The following is a 20,958-nucleotide window of genomic DNA, read 5'->3' on the forward strand; positions in this document are numbered from 1 at the left end:
CAGGACAGTCATGAACGACGTCGTACATCCCTCAGGCAACGCGGGCACCCGCGGTGCCGCCGTGAAAGCCGCCGGAGTCTCCCTCAAGGACCTCCGCAAGTCCTACGGCTCCAACGAAGTCCTCAAGGGCATCAGCCTGGACGTTGCCCCCGGCGAGGTTGTCTGCCTGATCGGCCCGTCCGGCTCCGGCAAGTCCACCCTCCTGCGCTGCGTGAACCTCCTCGAGGAGCCCAACGAGGGCACCATCCATGTGGGCGGCTTCGAGGCCACCGACCCGGACGTGGACATCGACAAGATGCGCCGCAAGGTGGGCATGGTGTTCCAGCAGTTCAACCTGTTCCCGCACCTGAACGCCCTGCAGAACTGCACCATCGCGCAGACCAAGGTGCTCAAGCGCGGGCAGGCCGAGGCGGACAAAGTGGCACACGCCAACCTGGAACGCGTAGGCCTGGGCCATCTGGCCGACCGATTCCCGGACCAGCTCTCCGGCGGCCAGCAGCAGCGCGTGGCCATTGCCCGCGCGCTGAGCATGGACCCCGAGCTCATGCTGTTCGACGAGCCCACCTCGGCCCTGGACCCGGAGACGGTGGGCGACGTCCTGTCCGTCATGCGGAACCTGGCCAAGGAGGGCATGACCATGCTGGTGGTGACGCACGAGATGGGCTTCGCCCGCGAAGTGGCCGACCGCGTGGTGTTCATGGACGGCGGCGTCGTCGTGGAGGAAGGCGTGGCCGAGCAGGTCATTAGCGCCCCCACGCAGTCCCGCACCAAGGAATTCCTGAAGCGCGTGCTGGACCCGACCCACATCGACATCTCAAAGTAGGCTCTTCGGTCGCGGTTTCGGGCCGGACCCGGTTCGGTTTCGGGCCGGTTTCGGGCCGGGTTCGGGCCGGGTTCGGGTCGGTTTCGACGCGGCCTGTGCCTTTCGACGCGCAAATGCCCTGGCGCACCTGGAATTCCGGGTGCGCCAGGGCATTTGGGCGTCACGGGACCTTTTGCGCGTCGAAAGCGGCTGAACGGGCACGACGGCGGGGCACCCCGGCCGCCGCCAGCTTGAGTTCCAGCCGGCCCGGCTGCATCAGATCGGCCCACACCCACCGGACGACGGTGAACCCGATGGCGCGGATCCGGTCCTCGCGGTACTTTTCTTCGACCACGACCTGGGACGGCGTACGCCCCCTGAGATACTCCGGTTTGAGGTACTTCTCCTCGCCGTCAAACTCACCAACCACGTTGGCCCGCTTCCAAGAGAAGTCGGTGTAACCAATCAAACCCTGCTCATCCCGAAGTTCCTGCTGGAGGACCGGCACTTCAAATCCTGCAAGGTGAAGGAGCGAGCGGCTGTAGGACTCCCCCGCGGAACCGGCCCGGGCATCAGCGAAGTTCAGCGCCGCGTGGATCCTGCGCTGTCTGGCCGCGCTATAGATTGATCCGATTCCCGCCCTGAGCTCGTCTTTGCTAAGGGCTGGCAGCTGTGCGGCAGCGTCCGGCCGAAGTACATGATCCAGCGGGACCACAGCCTCGGCGAACGGGGTGAACGCAGCCAGATCCAGGACTGTGCGGACCCGGGACGTGACCAGCAGCCCGTCCCGCCGTACTACTTCCAAGCTGGACGGTGCCGCGAAGTGGCGCCTGACCCCCGCCCGCGACCTCCCGCCGTCGTTCGTTAGTGCCAGTGCCTGAACAGAGTGGGCGGCGCCAATGGTGGGAACTCCCCACACACTTGCCGCGGAATGCCTGGCAAAAATGGTGGGCTTTTCGAACATCTCACCCGCCGCGCGGATCTGCAGCCGGTACTTTTGCCAGTCTTTCAGCTCCCGCCAGGCTGCCCCGTCCGTGTACACACCATGGCGGATCCTCACCAGGGCGCCGCACCGCACCCGCTTCGCCAGGTCCTTGGCAGTAAGCCCGTGCAGTCCGCAGTCACGGGCAAGGAGGAGGGTCGGAAGGTCCGGCATGCTTCCAAGCTGTCAGGAACATGCCGCAGGCACCAGGGACGTGTGCTCGTATGTGGAGAACCCTCGTGGCACCTTTTCGACGCGCAGATGTCCCGGCGCGCGGGTTATGCGGGGCGCGGGAGCACATTTGCGTGTCGCAGATCCATTTGCGCGTCGCCAGGCCGGAAGCGCGTCGCGGGCTACGGAGCCAGCACACCCCGCACTGCGTCTCCCACTGCGGCCTTGATCCGGCCGTGCAGCTCCCGGAGGCCCTGCCGGTCCGTGCGGACCTCAATAATGCTGCGGCCCTGCCGCGGCGCGGTAAGCGCTTCGGCGAGTTCCGCCGTCGTACTTACCGAGCAATGTTCGACGCCGTACGCTGCGGCGAGTGCCGCGATGTTGACTCTGTGCGGGGTACCGAAGAGCCGTTCAACGGCGTTCCCGTACGCACCGGATTCCTGCACGGCGCCGTGCTCCAGGAGGTTGAAGATCGCCCCGCCGCCGTCGTTGAGGACCACGATGCGCAGCAGAGGGTCGTTTTCGGCGAAGCCCAGGAGGAGGCCGCCGGCGTCGTGCAGGAAGGTGACGTCGCCCACCAGCAGGGTGGTTTCCTGCCGGCCGCCCCACGCGATGCCCGTGGCGGTGGAGATGGTGCCGTCGATCCCGGCGAGCCCGCGGTTGGCGAAGACGGTGGCTTGCGGTTCCTGGGTGGGCTGACCGGCGAGGTCCACATCGCGGATGCCGTTGGAGGAGCCCAGCATCAGCTGCCCGCGCGCATGCTTCCACACCAGTGCGCCCACCGTTGGTCCCGTGGCGGACGGCTCGTCGGCCAGCGCCTGGTCGAGCGCATGCTGGGCGGCGGCACCGGCCAGAAGCCATGCATCGAGCCACGCCGCGGAGCCGCGGCCGGAGAAATCGGCGAGGTCGCTGAGGTTGTCCAACGGGAGCTCTGTGCGGCGGCCCGGCTCATACCAGGCCACGGGAACGGGCTGGTAGAGGGCCGAGGGGACATCGGCACGGGCCAGCAGCTGCGCCACCGGCCGCGACAGGGTGGGCCTGCCGAACAGGACGACGCGCTCGATTGGCTGCGCGGCCTCCGGGCCGAAGTGTTCCAGCAGCAGACGGTAGGGGCCCACGGCGTTGGGTCCGAACCGCGAGTTGGAGGACGGCTCGGCCAGCAGCGGCAGGCCGTGCGCGCGGGCGAAGGCTTCGGCGACCGGCCCGGCGTCGTGCCCTGCGAGCACCACGGTGCGCCGTTCCTCCAGCCCGGCGTCAGCGGGCGTGAGGGTGAGCGGCTCCGGGCCGCGGCCGATCTGCCAGATTCCGGGACCAGCTGCTTCCGGCAGGTGGTCGCCAGCTGCCGGAACCAGCGGATCGCGGAAGGCAAGGTTCAGCTGCACGGGTCCGGGCGGGGTGTCCTCAAAGGCGCCGGTGGCCGCGCTGAGGGCGGTCTCCACGGCGCGCTGCGGGTCGGTGCCGGCGGGGACGTCGACGGCGAACCGGACGTGTTCGCCGAAGAGGTCCAGTTGGTCCGTGGTCTGGTTGGCACCGGTCCCCCGCAGTTCGTCGGGCCGGTCGGCGGAGAGCACCACCAGCGGAACGGCGGCGTGGTTGGCTTCCATCACGGCCGGCATGAGGTTCCCGACGGCGGTGCCCGACGTTGTGAGCACCGCAACCGGCGCTCCCGTGGACAAGGCCAGGCCAAGGCCGGTGAACCCGGCCGAGCGCTCGTCGATCCGGACCAGGAGTTCCACGCGGCCGGCGGCGTCGGCCTCGGCGAGGGCGTAGGCCATGGGTGCCGACCGCGAACCGGGCGAGACCACCACGTACCGCACGCCGCCGTCGAGCAGGGTTTTGACAGCCACCCGGGCGGCCTCGATCGCGGTGAGGGTGCCTACTGCCGATTCAGTTGGGGTGCCTGCGGGCTCGCCTTCGGAGAGGGGGGCATCCTCGGCGGCGGTGTAGGCATCGAGCGGGTCCAGCGGGTTCTCAGAAGTCACCAAACCAGTCTGCCACCAACCCCGGACGCTCTCTCACTTCCTGCCGGTCTCACGCCGACGCTCTCTCACTTTATGCCGGTCTCACGCCGACGCTCTCTCACTTTCTTCAAGGAAGTGAGAGAGGGTCGCCAAAAGGCGCGCAGGAAGTGAGAGAGGGTCGTCAAAAGGCGCGCAGGAAGTGAGAGAGCGTCGCAAGCCGCTCACCAGCTCACACGAGTTAGGTAAACTGCAGCAAAGCAGTGTTTCCCACCCGGAGGATCAGCCCATGAACCGCAAGGCCACCGCACTGGACGTCGCCAAGCTGGCGGGCGTCTCGCGCAGCGCTGTGTCGCTCGTGCTCAACGGGCGGGGCGACGGCAACGTTGCCCTCGAAAGCCAGCAGCGCATCCGGGAAGCGGCGGCTGCGCTCAACTACTCGCCGAACAAGATCGCCCTGAGCCTGCGCAACCAGCGGTCGCGCGTCATCGGCATCGTGTCGGACCAGGTCGTCACCAGCCCGTTCGACGGCAACATCATCGCCGGTGCGGACGCGGTGGCACGGTCGCACGGCTTTGTCACCGTGGTGATGGACACGGAGCTGGACGAGTCCCGGGACGAAAGCGCCGTGGAAACGCTGCTGGACCGCCAGGTGGACGGGCTGATGTATGTGACGGTGGGCCTGCGTCCGCTGCACGTCCCGCCGAACATGGCCCGGGTCCCGTCGATCCTGGCCAACTGCTTCGACGACCGACCCGAGGCAGGGCTTCCGGCCGTGATTCCCGACGAGGTCCGCGGCGGACGCGAAGCTGCCGAGCACGTGATGTCGCTCGGCCACCGGGACATCGCCTTCCTGGCCGGCGACTCCCTGACCCCTGCGGCGCCGCGGCGGATCGACGGCTACCGCGATGCCTTCAAGGTCGCGGGCATGCCTGTCAACGAGGACCGGGTCATCCAGGTGGGCTGGGATATTGACGCCGGATTCCACGGCGCCATGAAACTCCTCGACGGCGTGGAACCATCCGACCGCCCCACCGCGATCCTCTGCGCTAACGACCGCCTGGCTATCGGCGTCGTGCTGGCCTGCTACCGGCTGGGGCTGAACGTTCCGGAGGACGTGTCCGTCATGGGCTACGACGACGAATTCCGCGTCGCCAAAACCATGGTCCCGGCGCTCAGCACCATGGCCCTTCCGCTCCGGGAAATGGGCGAAGCGGCCATGACGGCGCTGCTCACAGAGGTGGAAGCGGTTCCGAACGGAAAGGACGACGACGGCGGCCCGGGCGCCAGCGCCGGTGCCGGCACTGAGCACACGACCAGCTCCCAGACGATGGTTCCCTGCCGCCTGGTGGTCCGGGATTCCACCGGGCCCGTCCCCGCCGGACGCTAAGGCCAAGCGAGCGCTGACCCCCGCCGGGCGCTGACTCCGGCCGGGCGCTAAGGCCGGGCCGGTATAGCCGCGCGGTACTCGTCAGCCCTGCTTCGCGGGCTGCTCCAGTTCCCAGACGTCCGCCGTGACACCGGACGGAAGCTGCAGCTGCCAGCGTTCCCCCGCAGCCGGGTAGGCCCGCAGCGTCGTGGCCACCGAACCCGCCCGGTAGACCTCCACCAGTGAGGCATCCACGAAGACCCGCAGCGCCTCCCCCGGTTCGATGGTTCCGCTGAACACTGTCTGCCGGCTGCCGTCCCCCACGAGCAGGAGTTCGACGGCGGTGTCCCCGCCACCGCCGGAACCGTCCCCGCCGCCCGAACCAGTCCGGCCTGTCACTAAGACCTCGGCAAACGCAGGCAGCACAACGGATCCGGCGGCGTGGCTGGCCGTCATCGCTCCACGGTAGGCGTCGATTTCCGGAGCGGGGCTGACAGCAAGGGCACCGTCGACCACCGAGAGCTCACGCGGGAATGTCAGGACACCGGCCCAGCCGGCGGCGTCAATTTCGTCCTGGCTGCGGCCGCGGCGGCCGTCGCGGCCCGGTCCCTCGTTGGCCCAGCCCCACAGCAGGGCCCTGTCTTCGAGTGCCACGATCTGGGGCGCATAGAAGTCACGCCCGAGGTCGGACTTGCCGCCGCCGCGCGGCGTGAACACCGGCAGTCCGGTGGCCGGGTCCTCGGTCAGCGAACCGACGAGATGGCCCACGCCGTTGGCGTGTTCGTGCGCGTCACCCGAAAGCCAGAGCGAAAACATCATCAGCCAGGTTCCGGAATCGCCTGCGCCGCCGGAGGAATCCACGGACGCATCCGGCACCCGCACCAGCTGGGGGCATTCCCAGATCTCGGCCGGCGTGGACTCGGCGGCCACCGGGTTCTCCGAGGTCAGCCAGATGCCTTGGTATTTCCAGTCGGACATGTCCTCGACCGTGTACAGCAGCAGCGCGGCGTGCCCGCTGGCGAGCCCGGCGCCCTGCATGGCGTACCGCTTCCCGTTGAACCGGAAGATGAACGGGTCCCGCACCGCAGTGACCTGTCCGTCGTCGGGCATCGAAGCCGCCACGTGCCCGGTCTGCTCCCAATGGACCAGGTCCTCCGAGCCGCGGGCGATGACAACCTGCGAGTGGCCGCCGTCGCCGCGGACGCCCGAGTAAGCGGCGGTGGGAACACCGCCGTCGTCCGTCACCACACCGGTCCAGCAGCCGTACTCATCCGGCCCGCCGTGCTGCGGGCGCAGCGCCACCGGGTGTTCCTCCCAGCGCACCAGGTCCGCGGAGCTCACGTGGCCCCAGGCGATTTTGTGGTGCCGGGCGGAGTCCGGGTTGTACTGGAAGAACACGTGGTAGCGGCCGTTGATGAAGCTGATGCCGTTGGGGTCGTTGATCCAGCCCCGGGCGGGGCGCGGGTGGAAGTGCGGGAACGCGGGGTCGGGGTGGGAAGCGGCGACGTCGTCGAAGTGGACGGCGGCGAGGTCCGTGGCGGGCATTGCGGGGCCTTTCGGTGAGTAGGTCATTTTCCGGTGCCGGCCGTGAGGCCGTCCTGGAGTGCGCGCTGGCCGAACATAAAGACCACCAGCGCCGGAATCATGGACAGGACCACGCCTGCGAGAACTACTGAGATGCTGCCGGTCCCCAGGTTGCCCTGGAGCGAGACAAGTCCCAGCGGAAGCGTGAAGTTTTGCTCGGAGATGGTCAGGATGAGCGGGCGGAAAAACTCGTTCCAGTGGAAGTTGAAAGCGAGGATTCCCACGATCGCCATGCCGGGCATCGCCAGCGGTGCATATACGGAACGGAACGTCCGCCAGGGGCTGGCTCCGTCGATCGAGGCGGCCTCGGCCAGCTCGGCGGGGAGCCCCATGAAGTACTGGCGCATCAGGAAGGTACCGAACGCCGTCGGAATGGCCGGGAGGATCAGCGCCAGCAGCGTGTCCGAGAGGCCCATGCCGCGGATCAACATGAAGACGGGCACGATCGTGACCTGCACCGGCACCATCATGGTGGCCAGCACGATCGAGAAGAGTGCACCGCGGCCGCGGAACTTCAGGTGCGCGAAGGCGTAGCCCGCCATCGCCGCGGACACCATCTGGCCCACCGCGATCAGCCCGGTCACCAGGGCACTGTTGAGGACGAGGAGAAAGATATTCAGCTGTTGGAATACTTCACCGTAGGACGTGAAATCCGGGTTCCACGGGAAGAACGACGGCGGCAGCTTGAACGATTCCGACGGCGACCGCAGCGAGGTCGACAGAGTCCAGAGCACCGGGCCCAGCGTCAGGGCTGCCGCGATCAGCAGCAGGCCGACGCGGAGGGCGAAACTCCAGCTGAACCTGCGCCGCTTGGGAGACGTTTCGGGAAGGCCTTCCGAGAGCCGGGGGGAATGCCCAGCCAGGCCGTGGTCTGTAGTGGTTGTCATGGCTGGCCTTACTGGTAGAAGACGAATCGTTTGCTGAGCCGGAACTGCGCGGCCGTAATGGCCATGATGATCAGGGTGAGAAGCACGCCGATGGCGGACGCCTGACCGAACTCGAGGCGCTGGAAGGCCGATTCAAAGATGACCATGACGGCGGTGCGAGTGGAGTCGCCAGGGCCGCCGCGGGTCAGCACGTAGGGCTGGTCGAACACCTGCAGGGCGCTGATGATGGCCATCACCGAAGCCACGAGGGTGGTGGGGCTCAGGAGGGGCAGCGTGACGTGCAGGTGCTTGCGCCAGCCGGTGGCGCCGTCGATCGATGCCGCTTCGTATGTCTCCACGGGAATGGAAGCCAGGCCGCCGATGAACAGCAGGAAGGAGAACCCGAAGTTCTGCCACACGTAGACAAGGATCACGACGGCGGCGGACCCGCCCGGTGTGGTCAGCCACGGCACCGCGGGGATGCCTACCAGGGACAGGAACCAGTTCACCACGCCGAACTGTTCGTTGAAGAGGTATCGCATGAAGATGGATACCGAGGCCGCGGACAGGATGAGCGGGAAGAAGAAGGCCGAACGGAAGAACACGCGCAGCCAGGCCGGCATCTTCTCCTGCACCATGATGGCCAGCGCCAGGGCGAGCCCCAGCTGGAAGGCCACCGCCACCACCACGAACACGATGGTGTTCAGGAAGGACACGCGGACGGTGGGGTCCTGGACCACTTCGGAGAAGTTGTCGAAGCCCACGAACGTCGGCGCGGAAATGATGTCCCAGCGGAAGAAGGCAAGGACCACGGAGGCCACGATCGGGATCAGGGTGAACAGGCCCATGCCGAGGATGGTGGGGGCGAGGAAGATCCAGGCCAGCCAACGCTGGCTGTGCCGCGACTTGGCGGTGGGTTGGTGCTGGGCCGGCACGGACTGCCCGGCCGCCTGCCTCGGCCGCTCCCGCGGCGGGGTGGTGGTGCTCATGACTGCCTCCTCAGGGCCAGTTCAAGGTCGCGCTGCATTGAGGCGAGGGCCTGCTTGAGCTGGCGCTCGTCGCCGCTGACAGCCAGCGAAACGTTCTTCATCAGGGCCGTTTCAACGGCGGCCTGCTGCGGTGGGGCCGGGATGGGGCCGGTGGTGGGGAACCGGTCCAAGGTGTCGTAGAAGACCTTCCAGTTGGCGGGTCCCTTGCCGGCGTAGAGCTGCTCGTTGACCATGGAGCGGCGCGCCGGCGTCGTAATCGGGTTGGGGAAGATCAGTTCCATGGCTTCGCGGCTGGAGCTGAACTTAATCCATTCCCAGGCGGCGTCCTTGTCCTTGGCGGTCTTCATGATCGCGTAGCCGGCGGTGCCGAACTGGTGCCGCTGGGTCTTCCAGCGCGGGAAGAACTGGACGTCGAAATCGCTTTCGCCCATCCCGGCCTCGTGCAGGCCCTGCACCCAGTAGCCGCCGGCCGGCGTCGTACCGATGCGGTTGGACGCGAACAGCCCGACAAGCGAGCTGCCGCCGCCTTCCTCAGGGCGGACGCCGAGCCCGTCCTTGACCAGTCCGCGGAGGTAGTCGAAGGACTCGAAGACGCGGTCGTCGTTGGCGTTCGGCTCCAGCCACTGGTATCCGCCTGAACGGAGGCTGCGGGAGGGATCGTTGGCGTAAAAGCCATCCCAGAGCCACTCCCCGCCGGTGGACCGGGTCTCTTTCAGGAAGCTGGTGTCGTTCGCGTAGAGCCACGGAACCACCCCGCCGAAGAGCCTGTTGGTCCAGTAATACGGGGTGAAGTCCGAGGTCCGGGCCTTGCGCATGGCGGCGAGGCTGTTGCGGAAGTCCAGGTGAGTCCAGTCATCCGCCGGGCGCTCCAGTCCGGCCTGCGCGAACGCGGTGGTGTTGTAGTACATGTTGGCCGCGTTCCAGTCCATGGGGAGCTGGTACAGGCTGCCCTTGTACATGAAGGCCTCCACCAGGCTGGGGTGCACGTCGTCGAAGAACTCCCGCATGTCCGCGGCGTCGCGGCGCACGTACTCGTCGAGCGGATGAGCGAGCTTTTCCGCGAACAGCTGGGCGCCTTCGGTGGCCACGTAGACCACGTCCGGCGGCGTGCCTGCAGCCACCATGGTGAGGATCTTGGTGAAGAAGTCTTTCCAGTCCACGGCCTGGATGGCCTGAACCTTGACCTTGATCTCCGGGTGGAGTCGGGTGAAGGCGTCGATGGCGCGCTGGCGGGCGGCGGCGTCCGCGGCGGTGCCCATGATGGCGATGCTGAGGCTGTTGTCCCCGCGGCCCGGAATGTCCGTTCCGGAGAGCCGCGGCCACGATGCCACGGTTGCTCCGATAATTCCCGCGCCGAGGGCACCAAGGGCGGTACGGCGGGTGATTTCCCGCAGGTGCCCGTTTGTGGCTCCGGTCATGTCAATTTCCTTCCTAACACGTGTTAGGAACTGTAGATGAACGACCTAACACGTGTCAAGCATCACAACCCTGCGCCTCACTGCGACGCTCCCTCAATTCCTGCCGCTTTTTTCGAAACCCTCCCTCACCTCCTGCCGCTTTTTTCGAAACCCTCTCTCACCTCCTGCCGCAAAACGAGAAGCGCCCTCCCACCTAGCCCTGACATCGTCCATGACCTGGCAGACCGCGGCGTCGGAGAGAGAGCGTTCCCCCAAAACGCGCAGGATCTGAGAGAGCGTTGTAACGGTCGCTCACTCCATAGGGGAATGCTAAGCGCATAGACTCATGGGAGAAGGAGAAGTGAAATGGCAAAAGGTCCCACGGTTTATCACGTCGCGGAGCGCGCGGGTGTTTCCATCGCGACTGTCTCGTTCACATTCCGGCAGCCCGACAAAGTGAAGGCGTCCACGCGCGAACTTGTCCTCGCTGCCGCGGAAGAACTGGGCTACGTCCCCAGCGCCAGTGCGCGCGGCCTGGCCAGGGGCCGGACGGGCGCCCTGGGTCTATTTGCCTACGACTACCTGCTGGACCCTGCCGACGGAATCCGCGGCGAAGGCCAGGACCCGCTCCACCCCGCGGAGGCCGACCTTGAGCGCCGCAATGAGGATCTTCGGCTGTTTCCGCTGTATGTGGACGAGGTCCAGCGCGGCGTTGAACTCGAGTGCTGGCGCCGGGGGCAGGCGCTGCTCGTAGGCGGCGGAAATCCGGAAAACAACGAGGCCGTGCTGTCGGACATTGCCGGCCGCGTTGACGGCCTGGCCGTGTTTCCGCGGTCCGTCCCGAGCGAAGCCCTCGCGCGGATCGCCCGGCGCATCCCCGTGGTGGAAGTCTCCGAGAACGTGCATAACCGCGAACTGGACCACGTCACGGTAGATAACATTTCCGGGGTGCGGGCCATCACCGAACACCTCATCTCAGCTCACGGACTCTCGGATTTGATGTTCCTCGGGGGCATGCCGTCCTCGGACAATGAGGAGCGGCTCGAGGGGTTCCTCGGGGCACTTCAAGATGCGGGACTGCCAACAACGCGCGAGCCGAAATACCCGTGCGGCAGCGAACAGTCCCTCACGGAAGTCGTCAGCGACATCTGCCGGCAGGGCTCATTGCCCGAGGCCTTTGTGTGCGCCACCGATCAGGACGCACTGGTGGTGATGGACGCCTTGGCCGCCGTCGGCGTCGGGATTCCTAAGGATGTTGCCGTGACAGGCTTCGATGGCATCGCTGCCGGGCGGGTCATCAAGCCGTCGCTGACCACCGTGCGCCAGCCCATGGAACAAATGGGGCGCACCATGGTGGAACTGCTCCTGGACCGGTTGGACCATCCCGACAAGCCGCCGGTGGCCCGCAGGCTTCCCGTCCGCGTCGTGCTGCGTGAAAGTTGTGGCTGCCAGCCGGGCTAGAACCCGCGGCCACGCCAAACAACAGAGGCGCCCGACGACGGCGCCGCCCGGGCGGCCTCCCTCGTCTTCGCCCTCCCCCACTGGAGTTACTCCCCCACTGGAGTTGCACCCCCACCGCGCACTCCGCCGCGCCCCGGAAAAACGCACTCCGCCACGCCCCGGGCCACCCCACCGCCGCCCCTTCCGGCGACCCCAAAGCCCCTTCGGGACACCCCACCGCCGCCCGATGCCCACTCCCCGGGTATCAACTTTCTTTGGACTAACTGTTGCCAACATCACATTCAATGCGCTTAGATTAGTCCGAGCGATAAATCAAAGCGCTTAGATACTTTGCAGAACGGTGCCCTCACAGGCCCGCCCCGCTGCACATCGGGCCAAGCACCGGCCCACGCATCAGCCGAAGCCGGCCGAGCATGCGGGGACCCACGAAAGGAACAATGATGATCCGTCCGAACGCAACGAAGGCAGCCGCCATCGGCCTTGCCGCAGCGCTGCTGATGACCGGCTGCGGCAGGGACTCCGCGGGTTCATCCGCAGCGTCATCGGCCAAGCCCATTGCCTCAGGCCAGGCATCCGGCACCATTACCCTGTGGGCACAGGGCAGTGAAGGCGAAGCCCTTCCGGCATTGCTCAAGGAGTTCGAGGCCGAGAATCCCGGCGTCAAGGTCAACGTCACGGCCATCCCCTGGGACGCGGCGCTCAGCAAATACCAGACAGCCATCGCCGGCGGAACAACACCGGACGTCGCCCAGATGGGCACCACCTGGATGGGCGATTTCGCCAGCTCCTTCGACGCGACGCCGAAGGAGATCGACGCCAGCGACTTCTTCCCCGGTTCGGTGAAGTCGACCGAAGTCGAAGGAACCACCTACGGAGTGCCGTGGTACGTCGACACCCGCGTGGTCTACTACCGCAGCGACCTGGCCGAGAAGGCCGGCATCACCAAGGCGCCCGAAACCTGGGATGACTTCAAAGCCCTTGCCAAGGGTCTCCAGGAGAAGGCCGGGGCAAAATACGGGGTCCAGCTGCCCGCCGGCGTCGCCGGCTCCTACCTGGACACCCTCCCGTTCCAGTGGTCCAACGGCGCGAAGCTGATGAACGACGACGGCACCAAGTGGACCCTTGACACCCCGGAAGCGGCAGAGGCGCTGAAGTACTACTCCAGCTTCTTCGCTGATGGGCTCGCGTCCAAGGCCGTGTCCACGGGAACCACTGCCGAAGCATCCTTCGTGGACGGTTCCGCCCCCATGATGATCAGCGGCCCGTGGCACGTCGGCCTGCTCAACAAGGCCGGCGGCGCGGGCTTCGAGGACAAGTACAAGGTTGCCCCGATGCCCAAGGAGAAGACCTCAACGTCCTTCGTCGGCGGCTCCAACATGGTGGTGTTCAAGAAGTCCGAGAACCGCGATGCGTCCTGGAAGCTTCTTCAGTGGCTGTCCAAGCCCGAGGTCCAGCTCAAGTGGTACAAGGCCACCGGCGACCTCCCCTCGCAGCAGAGCGCCTGGGAGGATCAGTCACTGGCATCGGACAGCAAGCTCTCCGTCTTCGGCGACCAGCTCAAGACCACCAACAACCCGCCGGCCGTTTCCACCTGGACCCAGGTTGCCGCCGCCGCTGACAGCGAAATCGAACAGATCGTCAAGGCCGGCAAGGACCCCGCGGAGGCGTTGAAGTCCCTGCAGCAGGCCGCAGATTCGATCGGCACCGGGAAGTAACAGTGGCCACCACCACAAACGTGATGCCTGCCGGCACCAAAAATGCCGGCAGGCCTCCGGCCCGCGCCAGGGTCCGCGCAGGACAGTCCCGGCGCCGCCGGAACGCCCTCACGGCATGGCTGTTCGCGCTGCCGTTCGTCCTCATCTTCGGTGTATTCATGCTGGGACCGCTGGTCTCATCGTTCCTGATGTCCTTCACGGACTTCACCAGCCGCGACATCGAGAACCCCTTCGCGGTGGGATTCGTCGGACTTGAGCAGTATGCCGCGCTCTTCCGGAATCCGCAGTTCCTGCACTCGGTGCTGAACACGGCCTATTTCGTGGCGGCCGGGATTCCACTCACTACCGTCCTGGCCCTCGCGCTTGCCGTGGCCCTGAACAACGGCATCAGCCGCTTCCGCACGGCCTTCCGCGTTGGCTTCTACACGCCCGTGGTCACCAGCATTGTGGCCGTTGCCGTTGTATGGCGGTTCATCCTCCAGCCTGACGGACTGCTGAACGTCATCCTCGGCTGGATGGGCATCGCCGGCCCGGACTGGCTGAACAGCACCACCTGGTCCATGCCGGCCCTGATCATGCTGGCCGTCTGGCGGAACCTGGGCACGCTCATGATCATCTTCCTGGCCGGGCTGCAGGCTGTCCCAGGCGACATCCTCGAAGCCGCGGAAGTGGACGGCGCCAACGCCTGGCAGCGGTTCACGCGGATCACCCTGCCCATGCTCCGCCCTACCCTCCTGCTGGGAACCGTTCTGCTGTCCGTCGGCTTCCTGCAGTTCTTCGAGGAACCGTTCGTGATGACAAAGGGCGGCCCGCTGGATTCGACCCTGTCGGTCAGCTACTTCACGTACAACCAGTTCGGGTTCGGCAAATACGGACTGGCCTCCGCGGCCAGCTATGTGCTCTTCGTGGCCATCGCGCTGTTGAGCCTGCTGCAATTCCGAGCCCTGCGATCCAAGGACTGAGGACCCGATCCCCATGACGATCCCTGACACTTCAGCACCGCTTCCGGCCACCGCAGCACCCGTTGCGCCGGAACCGAAAAGTGCGCCGCCCGCCAGAACCGAACCCAAAGCACGACGGCGGTCCAGCCGCCGCGCGCCGGCGCGCCGCACGCTGACCTACGCCGTCCTGGTGGTTGCCGTTTCCGCCACCCTCCTGCCGTTCGCCTGGATGTTCCTCGGCGCCTTCAAGACCCAGGGCGAGCTCCTCCGCCGGCCCATCACCTGGTGGCCCGAGCAGCCCACGCTGGACAACTTCCTGGTCTGGTTCAACGAGCTGCACATCGGCACGTTCTTCCTGAACAGCGTGGTAGTGGCTGTGTTCACGGTCCTCGGCAACCTGCTGTTCTGCTCCATGGTGGGCTACGCGCTGGCCAAGATGGATTTCCCGGGCAAGCGCTTCCTGTTTCTGCTGGTCATGGTCATGCTGATGGTCCCGGGCGTGGTCACGTTCGTGCCCCTGTTCGTGATGGTGAGCAAGCTGGGCCTGGTCAGCACCTACCCGGCCCTGATCCTGCCGTTCCTGGCGGCCCCGATGGGCGTGTTCCTGATGCGCCAGTTCATCATGGGCATCCCGGACTCCCTGATCGAAGCGGCCCGGATCGACGGTGCCGGCGAACTGCGCACCTTCCTGCGGATCGTTATGCCCCTGTGCGGACCGCCGCTGGCCACCCTCGGCATCCTGACCTTCCTGGGGTCCTGGAACAATTTCCTCTGGCCGCTGGTCGTTGCCCAAAGCGAAGAGATGTACACCCTGCCGGTGGCACTGTCGCTGTATTCCACCGGCCAGAACGCCACCGACTACGGGCTCCTCCTGGCCGGATCGGTCCTGATCATCACGCCCATCATCCTGCTGTTCGTCGCCCTGCAGCGGTACTTCATCCAGGGCGTCGCAGCCACCGGCATCAAATAGGCCCCCACCTCCCCTGCCCTTCCAGACTTCACCTGACGCAAGAGAGCACCCATGACTTCACATACCCACACCAGCCCGCGCCACGCAAACCACGGAAACCACGCAATCCACGCCACCTCCGTGGCTGACGACGGCATCCGTTACCGGGACCTCAACGGCAACGGGATCATGGATCCCTTCGAAAACCCGGACCTCAGCCCGCACGAACGCGCCGCCGACCTCGTGGCCCGCCTCAGCCTCGAGGAAAAGGCCGGGCTGATGTTCCACACGGTCATCGAAACCGGCCCCGACGGCACCCTGCTGGAGACACCCGGCAACATCAGCAAGTCGCCCACCAGCACCGTGATCCTGGGCAAGTTCATGAACCACTTCAACATCCACGCGCTGGGCACCGCCCGCGAGGCTGCCCGCTGGAGCAACACCCTGCAGGCCCTTGCCGAGCAGACCCCGCACGGCATTCCGGTCACGATCTCCACGGACCCGCGCCACGCCTTCATCGAGAACTCCGGCGTCTCGTTCACCGCGGCCCACTTTTCCCAGTGGCCCGAGCCGATCGGCCTGGCCGCAGCCGGCAGTGCCGACCTCATCCGCCGCTTCGCCGAGATCGCCCGCACGGAGTACACCGCCGTCGGCATCCGTGCCGCGCTGCACCCCACCGTGGACCTCGCCACCGAGCCGCGCTGGTGCCGGCAGGCTGGAACTTTCGGGCAGGACTCGGAGCTCAGTTCGAAGTACGTGGTGGAATACCTCCAAGGGTTCCAGGGCGACGAGCTGGGTCCGGACAGCGTTGCCTGCACCACCAAGCACTTCCCGGGCGGCGGTCCGCAGCGCGACGGCGAGGACGCGCACTTCCCCTACGGCCGCGAACAGGTCTACCCCGGCGGCCGCTTCGACGAGCACCTGGCTCCGTTTCGGGCCGCCATCGCGGAGAAGACCAGCGCCATCATGCCCTACTACGGCATGCCGATCGGCGTCGAGCTGGACGGCGAACCGGTGGAGGAAGTCGGCTTCGGCTACAACAAGCAGATCATCACCAACCTGCTCCGGGACAAGCTCGGCTACGACGGCGTGGTGCTCAGCGACTGGGAACTGGTCAACGACAACATCGTGGGCGACCAGGTGCTGCCGGCCCGGGCGTGGGGCGTCGAAGAGCTCACGGCCCCCGAGCGGATGCTGAAGATCCTCAACGCCGGCGTGGACCAGTTCGGCGGCGAGGAATGCACCGAACTGCTCCTCGGCCTGGTCCGCGACGGCCTGGTCAGCGAGGAACGACTCGATGAATCCGCGCGCCGCCTGCTGCTGGTCAAGTTCCAGCTCGGCCTGTTCGACAACCCCTTCGTGGACGAGGACGCCGCGGCCGAAATCGTGGGCAACGCCGAGTTCCGGCGTGAGGGCCACCGCGCGCAGGCACGGTCCGTCACGGTACTGGCCAACGGAACGCACGACGGCGGGACCGCCCTGCCGCTGGCCGGCTCACCCGCCGTCTACGTCGAGGGAATGGACCCGCTGAGTTTCGACGGTTTCGGGACTGTGGTGCAGGATCCCGAGCAGGCGGATGTTGCCGTGATCCGGTTGCACTCCCCCTGGGACCACCGCGACGACCTGTTCCTGGAACAGCACTTCCACGCCGGAAGCCTGGACTTCCCGCCCGGGCTGGTGTCCCGGCTCCGCACCCTGGCCGCGAAGGTTCCGCTGATCATCGACGTGCGGCTGGACCGGCCGGCCATCCTCACGCCCTTGGCCGGGTTCGCTGCGGCCCTGGTGGGCACCTTCGGCGTCTCGGACACGGCCCTCCTCGATGCCCTGTTCGGAAGCGTTGAGCCGCAGGGCAGCCTCCCGTTCGACATTCCGAGGTCCATGGACGCCGTGCGTGCTTCGCGCTCGGATGTCCCCGGAGACACCGCCGATCCCCTCTTCCGGTTCGGACACGGCCTGCGGCTGCCGCACCTGCCGCAGGCCGGAACCGCCACCGCTACCCAGTCAGGACTGAGCTCATGAACCAGCGCTGTGATGCAACCCTGGGATTCTCCACTGCCACCCGCCGCCAGCTCCTCGCCGGTGCGGCTGCCTTTGCCATCACCGGACTCGCCGCCGCTACGGCGAAACCCGGCTTCGCAGCGCCCGGCGCGCAGTCGCCGTCGTACTTTTCCCGCGCACGAAACCTGGGCGGGGTGGACCGCAAGGTCATCACCCGGTGGGCGCAGGACACCTGGAAGTCCCTGGTCGCGATGACCGATCCCGTGACCGGACTGCCGGCCGACTACATCGGCGAGTCCATCACCGCACCGAAGCGCAGCGGCTTCACCTCGCCCACCAACATCGGCGGCTACATGTGGAGCACCGTGGTGGCCCGGGAGCTGAACATCATCAGCGCCAGCGAGTGCCGGGAGCGGCTGACCCGCACCCTCACCACCCTGGCCGGCCTCAAGCACCACGAGCCCAGCGGCATGCTCTACAACTGGTACGACGAAGCCACCGGCGAAGTCATCACCGTGTGGCCCGAGAACGGAAACCCCGTGGCGCCGTTCATGTCCAGCGTGGACAACGGCTGGTTCGCAGCAGCGCTCATGGTGGTCCGCAACGCCGAGCCGAAGGTCGCCGGGCTGGCCAACACAATCCTGGGCAGGATGGACTTCGGGATCTTCTACAACAAGGACGCCCGGCCCGGTGTGGCGGCGGGGCTGCTGCGCGGCGGCTTCTACGACGTCAAACCACCGGTGGAAACGGTCCAGGGCAACTATCTGGGCAAGGGCGCTGACGTCTACTACACGATGAACCACTACGACGTCACCAACTCCGAGCCGCGGATCGCCACCTACATCGGCATTGCCCTCGGCCAGCTTCCACCGGCGCACTACTTCGCCACCATGCGGGTCTTCCCGGACACCTGCGACTGGTCCTGGCAGGAGCAGAAGCCGGCGGGCGAGACGCGGACGTACCAGGGAATCGATGTGTTCGAGGGCGCCTACACGTACCGCGGAATGCGGATCGTGCCGAGCTGGGGCGGAGACATGTTCGAGTCCCTGATGCCGGACCTGTTCGTCCCTGAATCCACCTGGGCGCCGAAGGCATGGGGCATCAACCACCCGCTCACCGTCCGCGCCCAGCGGGAGTTCGGCTTGGACGATGCGCAGTACGGGTACTGGGGCTTCTCGCCCGCCAGCCACCCGAAGGGCGGCTACTCCGAGTGGGGCGTCGACGCCCTGGGCATGAGCAGCGACGGCTACCCATCCGACGTCGAACGCACCAGCGTAGACACCGGCTTCGACGGCTGCCGGCCCGCCGGCAACCCGACGCCGGCCTGGGGCGACGGCGTAGTGACCCCGCACGCCGCCTTCCTGGCCATGGAGTACGAGCCCCGCGAGGCGTACGACAACCTGGTGAAGATCGAACGCGACCTCGCCGCCTATGGCGCCGGCGGCTTCTTCGATGCGGTGGCGGTCAAGTCCGGAACCATCGCCCGGCGCTACCTTTCGCTGGACCAGGCCATGGTCCTCGGCGCGATCGGCAACGTCTTCGGCGACAACGTGATCCGCCGCAACTTCATCCAGGGCGAAGTCGAGAAGGTCATCAAACCGCTGATCGAGGTCGAGGAGTTCGGCGCGGGGCTGGTCGGCTAAGCCCGCCCGCCGATCCCCGACGCTCTCTCACTTCCTGCCGCCTATTCCCGGACGCTCTCTCACTTCCCGCGGTCATGCCGCGAGAAGTGAGAGAGCGTTGGGGGCTACATGTTCTCCGGAGTCTCGATGCCCAGCAGGTCCAGCCCCTCGGAGAGCCTGTGGAGGACGAGTGCGCACAGGGCGAGTCGTGACTGGCGGACGGACTCGTCCGCCTTCAACACCGGGCACTGGTCGTAGAACGAGGTGAACAGCTGCGAGAGTTCGAACAGGAACGCACACAGCCGGTGCGGCTCCAGCAGTTCGCCCACCCTCCGGAGGGTCGCGCCGTACTCCAGCAGGTGGAGCGCCAGGGCCCGCTCGGCCGGTTCGACGACGGCGATACTCGCTCCCGCCGTCGACTCCCCCGCCACGTCGCCAGAGTCCGCCACCTCGCCAGAGTCCGCCACCCCGCCAGACTCGAAGGCCGACGCAGTCGCGGCCTCCTCGGCCTTCCGCAGGATGGAGCGGATCCGGGCAGCGGCGTACTGCACATAGGGGCCCGTGTTGCCGCTCAGTGCCAGCATCCGGTCGAAGTCGAAGACATACTCGGTGTCGTGCCCCACCGACAGGTCCGCGTACTTCACGGCCCCGATCCCCACCTGCCGGGCGGTGACGGCGCGTTCGTCCTCCGAGAGGTCGGGGCGGCTCGCATCCACCACGGCGCGGGCGCGGTCCACGGCCTCGTCCAGCAGGGCCATGAGCTTCACCGGAGTGCCCGAGCGGGACTTCAGGATCTTGCCGTCTTCGCCCAGCACGTTGCCGATCTGCACATGCGTGGCCTCTACGGTGTCCGGCAGCCATCCGGCTTCGCGGGCGGTTTCAATGACCATCCGGAGGTGGACGTTCTGCGGGGCTCCCACCACATACAGGATGCGGTCGGCATGGAGTTCCTGCACCCGGTACCTGATGGTGGCGAGATCGGTGGTCGCGTACCCGTAGCCGCCGTCGGATTTGCGGATGATGAGCGGCAGCGGCTCGCCGTCCCTGCCGGTGAAGCCCGCGGGGAACGTGCACAGCGCCCCCTCGCTCACACGGGCCAGGCCGCGCTCCTCAAGTTCCTGGCACAACTGTGCTAAATGGGGATCGTAGGAGCTTTCGCCTGCGATGTGCTCGTCCTCGAGGCTGACTCCCAGCGTGGCGTAGATGGCATTGAAGTAGACCTTCGAATGGTCCACCAGCCGCTGCCAGACCTCCAGCGTCTCCTCGTGGGCCGACTGGAGTGACACCACGCGAAGGCGTGCCCGCGTCGCGAAGTCCGCATCGCCGTCGAACTTTGCCCGCGCCGCCTGGTAGAACGCGCTGGGATCTTCCACCAGCAGCGCGGCCTCAGGTGAATCCTCGCCGATCTCCAGCCAGTGCTCGATCAGCATGCCGAAGGGCGTGCCCCAGTCGCCGATGTGGTTCTGCCGCATCACCGTATGGCCCAGCGCCTCAAGGACCCGGACCAAGCTGTCCCCCACCACGGTGGTGCGGAGGTGCCCCACGTGCATTTCCTTCGCGACGTTTGGGGAGGAATAGTCGACGACGACGCGACGGGCTTGCGTCTCCGGCCCGCCTTGGGGCTGGGAAGCCTGGGTGGGGTCAGCCTGGGCGTTGAGCAACTCCTCGATCCAGGTGCCGTCAAACGTGAGGTTGATGAAGCCGGGGCCGGAGATCTCCACGGCGGTGCAGAGGCCGTCAAGCTCCAGTGCCTCGACGATCCGCCCGGCAGCCTCGCGTGGCGGCAGTCCCACCTTCTTGGCAAGGGCCATGGCGGCGTTGATCTGGATGTCGGCGAACTGCGAGGGCCGGACCACCGGATCGGTGTCCCGGAACTCTTCGCCGAACGCTTGGGCAATAGCTGCCTGGACTCTGGGGACAACCATCTCGGCCGGATTATTCACAAACTCAAAATTATCAGCCCAACCCCCTTCCGACGCTCTATCACGTCCTGCGGCTAAATCCGGAACCCTCTCGCACTTCCTGCCGCCAAAAAAGAAACGCTCTCTCACCTCCTGAAGTGGTCCCCGATAGTTGGACTGGCTAAATGGGATTCTAGGCCGCACGGGTCTGGGCACGGTATTGCACCGGACTCAGACCCTTGAGCTTTGTAGA

Annotated in this window: 15 protein-coding genes; 8 read left to right on the forward strand and 7 right to left on the reverse strand. The window is 66.6% G+C overall.

Annotation, left to right across the window (positions count from 1 at the left end):
• The first annotated feature begins 10 nt into the window (after nucleotides 1-10).
• Nucleotides 11-823, forward strand: a complete 813-nt coding sequence (locus tag ASF98_RS13630) for an amino acid ABC transporter ATP-binding protein (RefSeq protein ID WP_055802679.1) — start codon at nucleotides 11-13, stop codon at nucleotides 821-823.
• Nucleotides 824-983: 160 nt separating this feature from the next.
• Here ASF98_RS13630 and ASF98_RS13635 read toward each other — a convergent pair whose 3' ends face one another.
• Entirely contained in the window at nucleotides 984-1,958 is a 975-nt protein-coding gene (locus ASF98_RS13635; RefSeq protein ID WP_055802681.1) for a type IV toxin-antitoxin system AbiEi family antitoxin domain-containing protein, read from the reverse strand.
• Between the two features lie 179 nt (nucleotides 1,959-2,137).
• On the reverse strand, nucleotides 2,138-3,937 hold the full coding sequence (gene menD, locus ASF98_RS13640) for a 2-succinyl-5-enolpyruvyl-6-hydroxy-3-cyclohexene-1-carboxylic-acid synthase (RefSeq protein WP_200939366.1): 1,800 nt from the start codon (nucleotides 3,935-3,937) through the stop codon (nucleotides 2,138-2,140).
• Nucleotides 3,938-4,202: 265 nt separating this feature from the next.
• Here menD and ASF98_RS13645 point away from each other — a divergent pair, with 265 nt between their 5' ends.
• Entirely contained in the window at nucleotides 4,203-5,303 is a 1,101-nt protein-coding gene (locus ASF98_RS13645; RefSeq protein WP_055802683.1) for a LacI family DNA-binding transcriptional regulator, read from the forward strand.
• An 81-nt stretch (nucleotides 5,304-5,384) separates the two neighbouring features.
• On the opposite strand, the gene ASF98_RS13650 is transcribed toward ASF98_RS13645, so the two are convergent.
• The 4 genes from ASF98_RS13650 to ASF98_RS13665 are packed head-to-tail and all read right to left on the reverse strand — an operon-like array spanning nucleotide 5,385 to nucleotide 10,139.
• Nucleotides 5,385-6,827 (reverse strand): glycoside hydrolase family 32 protein, encoded by a 1,443-nt coding sequence (locus ASF98_RS13650; protein WP_055802708.1) that lies wholly within the window; start codon nucleotides 6,825-6,827, stop codon nucleotides 5,385-5,387.
• A 23-nt stretch (nucleotides 6,828-6,850) separates the two neighbouring features.
• A complete protein-coding gene (locus ASF98_RS13655) occupies nucleotides 6,851-7,753 on the reverse strand; it encodes a carbohydrate ABC transporter permease (protein WP_235505932.1) in 903 nt (300 codons plus the stop codon).
• An 8-nt stretch (nucleotides 7,754-7,761) separates the two neighbouring features.
• The gene (locus ASF98_RS13660) at nucleotides 7,762-8,721 is read right to left on the reverse strand and encodes a carbohydrate ABC transporter permease (RefSeq protein ID WP_055802686.1); all 960 of its coding nucleotides are present in this window, start codon (nucleotides 8,719-8,721) and stop codon (nucleotides 7,762-7,764) included.
• Nucleotides 8,718-10,139, reverse strand: coding sequence for an extracellular solute-binding protein (locus tag ASF98_RS13665; protein ID WP_055802688.1), 1,422 nt, complete (start codon nucleotides 10,137-10,139; stop codon nucleotides 8,718-8,720). Before ASF98_RS13665 ends, ASF98_RS13660 begins: the two co-directional genes overlap by 4 nt.
• 345 nt (nucleotides 10,140-10,484) lie before the next feature.
• Between ASF98_RS13665 and ASF98_RS13670 the strand changes: the two genes are divergently transcribed.
• From ASF98_RS13670 to ASF98_RS13695, 6 genes are all read left to right on the forward strand, one after another.
• Nucleotides 10,485-11,579 carry a LacI family DNA-binding transcriptional regulator gene (locus ASF98_RS13670; RefSeq protein ID WP_055802690.1) on the forward strand — a complete coding sequence of 365 codons (1,095 nt, stop codon included), beginning with the start codon at nucleotides 10,485-10,487 and terminating at the stop codon, nucleotides 11,577-11,579.
• Between the two features lie 440 nt (nucleotides 11,580-12,019).
• On the forward strand, nucleotides 12,020-13,294 hold the full coding sequence (locus tag ASF98_RS13675) for a sugar ABC transporter substrate-binding protein (RefSeq protein ID WP_055802692.1): 1,275 nt from the start codon (nucleotides 12,020-12,022) through the stop codon (nucleotides 13,292-13,294).
• Nucleotides 13,295-13,317: 23 nt separating this feature from the next.
• Nucleotides 13,318-14,256, forward strand: coding sequence for a carbohydrate ABC transporter permease (locus ASF98_RS13680; RefSeq protein WP_055802712.1), 939 nt, complete (start codon nucleotides 13,318-13,320; stop codon nucleotides 14,254-14,256).
• A 13-nt stretch (nucleotides 14,257-14,269) separates the two neighbouring features.
• Entirely contained in the window at nucleotides 14,270-15,205 is a 936-nt protein-coding gene (locus ASF98_RS13685) for a carbohydrate ABC transporter permease (RefSeq protein WP_055802693.1), read from the forward strand.
• Between the two features lie 51 nt (nucleotides 15,206-15,256).
• Nucleotides 15,257-17,203 (forward strand): glycoside hydrolase family 3 protein, encoded by a 1,947-nt coding sequence (locus ASF98_RS13690; RefSeq protein WP_442854038.1) that lies wholly within the window; start codon nucleotides 15,257-15,259, stop codon nucleotides 17,201-17,203.
• Entirely contained in the window at nucleotides 17,200-18,825 is a 1,626-nt protein-coding gene (locus ASF98_RS13695; RefSeq protein ID WP_055802695.1) for a glucoamylase family protein, read from the forward strand. Before ASF98_RS13690 ends, ASF98_RS13695 begins: the two co-directional genes overlap by 4 nt.
• A 104-nt stretch (nucleotides 18,826-18,929) precedes the next feature.
• Here the strand turns inward: ASF98_RS13695 and argS are convergent, their stop codons facing one another.
• A complete protein-coding gene (argS, locus tag ASF98_RS13700; RefSeq protein WP_200939367.1) occupies nucleotides 18,930-20,729 on the reverse strand; it encodes an arginine--tRNA ligase in 1,800 nt (599 codons plus the stop codon).
• Between the last annotated feature and the right edge of the window lie 229 nt (nucleotides 20,730-20,958).

Origin of the sequence: Arthrobacter sp. Leaf337, from assembly GCF_001423745.1 — a bacterium.
Classification (GTDB): Bacteria; Actinomycetota; Actinomycetes; order Actinomycetales; family Micrococcaceae; genus Arthrobacter.